This is a genomic window from Microcoleus sp. M2_D5 (assembly GCF_036701935.1).
In the GTDB taxonomy this organism is placed as follows: Bacteria; Cyanobacteriota; Cyanobacteriia; order Cyanobacteriales; family Microcoleaceae; genus Microcoleus.
The window spans coordinates 4,200-8,781 of sequence record NZ_JAUBRP010000134.1; the positions used below are offsets into that span (position 1 = coordinate 4,200).

Consider the following 4,582-nt stretch of genomic DNA (forward strand, 5'->3'; position numbering starts at 1 on the left):
AAATCGAAAATCGAAAATCGAAAATCGACTGATGAATCTAACAATCGAAAATCGAAAATCGAAAATCGAAAATCGACAAGGCCTTGGATTGTGGCGATGACGGCAAATGCGATGCAGGGCGATCGCGAAGAGTGTATGGCTGCGGGGATGGACGACTATTTGAGCAAGCCGATCGCCATCGATCAGTTGGTGCAAGCTTTGATGGCGTGTAAATCTCGATCGAACTCCGCATTCGATCGTCTGCAGCCGATCGTTTGTTTGGATGCCCCGGCGGAACAGATCGAAGGAACGAGTGAATTAGAAGTGCGATCGAATGTGGCTGTTGCGGGAAATCCACAACAGACAATTCCCAATTCGCCGGCAGTCGTCGAGTGGGGTGCATCAAATCTCGATCGGGCTTTGTCAGAGGGGCACGAGTCCCTGAGTGCCAAGATTATAGAGGGATTGCGAGAAGTGGAAGCTTTAGACGAGGCGATCGAGATTTACCTCGAAACAGCTCCCGAACTGCTGCGAGGCATCTCTATGGCTCTGTGCAACGCCGATCCGCTGGCTTTGCGGCGATCGGCTCACTCTTTAAAGTCGATTAGCGGTACTCTCGGTGCTTTTCGCTTGTTTGAGCTGTGCGAGGAACTCGAAATCATGGGCCGCATGGGAACAAATGCTAACCAGTCTTTACCCGATCCGGCCAGCGCGCTTTTAGAAGAGGTTGAGGCGGAGTATCAAAGAGTTGAAACGGCGTTAAAAATAGAAATGCAGTACAGCGAAACAATGACAGAATAATTAACAACTGATAACTAACTATGGTTCGTGGGTCGGGGAGGGTTTTTGATATGGTTGGTTTTAGACAGTAGACCTCTTGCAAAAATAGCTGGGACGGGCCGGAGAGCCCGTCCCACAAAAAGTTTTTTCTCTTGTGGGATGGGCCGGAGAGCCCGTCCGAAAATTTGCTCGAAAGGACTTTTGCAAAAAGTCTATTGAGACGCGCTAGATCTGCAACTTTTAATAATTGGTATAAAATCTCAAATCTCAAATCCTATAACCTATGCTAGACCAACTCATCGGCAAACGCATTTCCATCCCCGAACAGTTCACCGGAACAGTCACCGTCGAAGGAGTCACCGCCATCGATGATACCGTGCTGTTACAAGTTCGCACCAGTGCCGGCGAATTGGGCGATGCCATGCTGAGTGCTGCAGCAGTCACAGAAATTTTAGCGAACCAACAACCCGCCATCACCACACCCGTTGACAGCAATTCCTTCTTCCTATTTATCGAATCAGCCCGCATCAAAACCGCCTTCGCCTACGACCCCCACTTCGCAGTTAGTCTCAGCGGTGTGCGTCCCCTTCCCCATCAACTAGAAGCCGTCTACGAACGCATATTACCTCAAGTTCGCCTGCGATTCCTATTAGCAGATGACCCAGGGGCAGGCAAAACTATTATGGCGGGACTCTTACTCAAAGAACTCAAATTACGGGGCATTATCGAGCGCATTTTAATCTTAGCACCAGCCCCTTTAACAATTCAATGGCAAGATGAACTCCGCAGCAAATTTTCCGAAACCTTTGAAGTCATTAACTCAGTATTAGTAAAAGGTCAATTAGCCGGAAATCCGTGGGATAGGTTTCGTCAATGTATCGCCTCTATTGATTTTGCCAAACGCGATGACATCCTCCCCAGTATTTTACAAGTTGATTGGGATTTAGTGATTATTGACGAAGCACACAAATGTTCAGCTCGCACTCAGGGAGAAGATTTGCGACGCACTGGTCGGTATAAACTGGCTGAAGAATTATCAAAAATTAGCGATCGCCTGCTTCTCCTCACCGCTACTCCCCACCAAGGCGATGTCGATCAGTTTCACAATTTTTTGCGATTGCTAGATGCCGATCAGTTTATCTCAAATCAACTCAACCCAGAAATTTTAAAGCTGAACAATTGCCCTTGGTTCCTGCGCCGAATCAAAGAAGAATTGAGAGACTTTGAAGGACACAAGCTTTTCAAAGAACGCTTTCCGATTACCGTCTCCTTTGACTTGTCGCCTGCTGAAAAAGATTTATATGACCGAGTTACTAAATATATTAACAAATATTTGGGCAAAACCAAAGGTCGCAAGCAAGCTGCCGTTGCTTTGGCGCGGACTGTTTTGCAGCGCCGATTGGCTAGCAGTTTAAATGCGATTTTTAGTTCACTCAAAAGACGACAACGCAGGTTTGCTGAGTTATTAGAAGAACTCAGTCAACTTTCTCCCGAAGCACAGCACCAGCGATTGCTAACATTAGGCAAAATTCCTGACTCTGAACAGGAAAGTGAGGATTGCGAAGAGGAGCAATTAGAGGAATTAGCCATCGAGTCAACAGTATCTGAACAGTTAGACCAACTGCGGGAAGAATTGCAGGAATTGGGTAAATTAGTTAAACTAGCTCAAAAAACCATTGACATCGGCACAGAAGCTAAACTCAATAAACTCAAAGAGTGCGTAAAAAGAGCAGAATTTGAAGAATTAAAAGACGGACGCGGTAAGCTGCTGATTTTCACAGAACACCGAGATACTTTAGAGTATCTTAAACAGAATCTCACACAGTGGGGTTACAGCACTTGTGAAATTCACGGTGGGATGAATGTGTTGGCCAGAAAAGCCGCCCAGAAAGATTTTCAATTTAACAAGCAGATTTGTTTGGCAACAGAAGCGGCCGGGGAAGGGATAAATTTACAGTTTTGTCGCTTGATGATTAATTACGATTTACCCTGGAATCCTAACCGTTTAGAACAGCGCATGGGGCGAATTCACCGCATTGGGCAAAGCCAAAATGTTTATATTTTTAACTTTGTTGCCATCAATACTGTTGAAGGTCGCGTTTTAGATAAGTTGCTAAGTAAACTCGAAGAAATTCGCAAAGCAATGGGCGATCGCGTTTTTGATGTTATTGGTCAATTGCTGCAATTAAATGACATGAGATTTGAGGATTTTTTGCGAGAAGCTACTTATAGCAAAGTTTCCGAAGATGAAGTTTTAGAACAATTAGAACGGCTTGACCCCAAACGCCTAGAAGAATTAGAAAAAGCAACGGGTGTCGCCTTGGCTACTTCTCACGTCGATCTATCTCAAATTCGACACACCAAAACTCAAGATTATGTCTCGGAAGAACAGCGGTTAATGCCGCGTTATGTGGAAGAATTCTTTAAGCGAATTTGTGATTTCTTGCGGATTAATTTAGAAGTGCGGGCTGATGGTTTGTGGCGGGTAAGTTATGTAAAAGAGGAATTTCGCTCAAATCATTTAGAAGCAGTGCGGCGGTTGGGTACACCGGAGAAAAGTTATCCCAAACTCACGTTTTATAAAGAACAATTAGCAGCAGCGTCTCATCAAGATGCCGATTTGCTTTCACCCGGACATCCTTTATTTGCGGCAATTGCTGAGCGCTTAGACCTTCAATTAAATGAGGAAATAGCTCATCATTGTGCTGTTTTTGTCGATGCTGATGCTCAAGAATCTTATCGCGTTCACTTTTTTAATGTTCAGGTTGAAGGGCAAGGCAAAAAGGGAGAGAATCGAGTTCTTAGAGCTAAATTGTGTGCGGTTGTTGAAAAGGATTCAGGGGAATTATCCCTAGCTTCGCCCGATTGTTTGCATGATTTAGCACCCCATCCTGTACCAATTCCTGATTGCCAATTTCCCACACCCAAACAACAGCAAAAAGCCGAAAACTGGTTAAAAGTCAAGGTACAATTAGGGTTAATGAATGAGGAACGATTGCGCTGTAGTAAAGAATTACAAATTCGCCAAGATTACTTAGAACAAGCGATGGAAAATACTATTAGAGAATCCCAATCTACTCAGATGAAATTGGCGGCAAAAGTGGCGGCGGGAGATGAAACTTATCGGGTGGCGAGAGATGCGGCTCAAAATAAGGTGCGGGATTTGCAAGAACGTTATAAAAATAAGCAGGGAGAATTGGATTATCTCAAAATAGTACGATCGGGCAGAGTGACTTATTTGGGAACCGCTTTGGTGTATCCTGTACCTGTAGAGGTCTCTAGTCCGGGGATGCGGAACGACCCAGAAGTCGAAGCATTTGCCATGCAGTACGTGATTGACTACGAAAAACAGCGGGGATGGGAACCGGAAGATATTAGTAAAAATCACGATGGTAGTGGGTTTGATATTCGCAGTTTAGGGCCTACAAATCCAGAAACTGGAATTGCCGAGGTGCGTCGAATCGAGGTGAAGGGAAGGGCTAATTTGTATCAAGAAGTAGCCTTAACGGTAAATGAGTGGCGCAAAGCACAACAGTTAAAAGATTCTTATTGGTTGTATGTTGTTTGGGGTTGCGAGATTAAAAATCCGCAGTTATTAATTATTCAAAATCCTGCTAATAATTTAGCGACGGATGCTAAAGAAATTAAGCAAGTTACTCGGTATATTATTCCTGCTGAAGCGTTGCAGAAAAATAGTGTATAATATGAGGTGGCTTTGTATAGCAACCGCCAAGGCGATTAGTGCAGTAGATACTGTCTTGAGCTGTCAAGGGGTAGCGATCGCATAATTGGGGTCGAAAGGCTTTTGGGATTTTAAAATACC

General features: G+C 44.5%; 2 protein-coding genes. Both read left to right on the forward strand.

The genetic code is table 11. From position 1 onward, the window contains the following. On the forward strand, nucleotides 1-780 hold a 780-nt coding region (locus tag QUA50_RS28595), incomplete at its 5' end, for an Hpt domain-containing protein (protein WP_333392295.1). A gap of 262 nt (nucleotides 781-1,042) precedes the next feature. Then, a complete protein-coding gene (locus QUA50_RS28600) occupies nucleotides 1,043-4,462 on the forward strand; it encodes a helicase-related protein (RefSeq protein WP_333263943.1) in 3,420 nt (1,139 codons plus the stop codon). Nucleotides 4,463-4,582: the final 120 nt, after the last annotated feature.

Bases quoted from the DNA above. Each gene is read 5' to 3' on its own strand.
- QUA50_RS28600 (WP_333263943.1), top strand. From the start codon at position 1,043: ATGCTAGACCAACTCATCGGCAAACGCATTTCCATCCCCGAACAGTTC.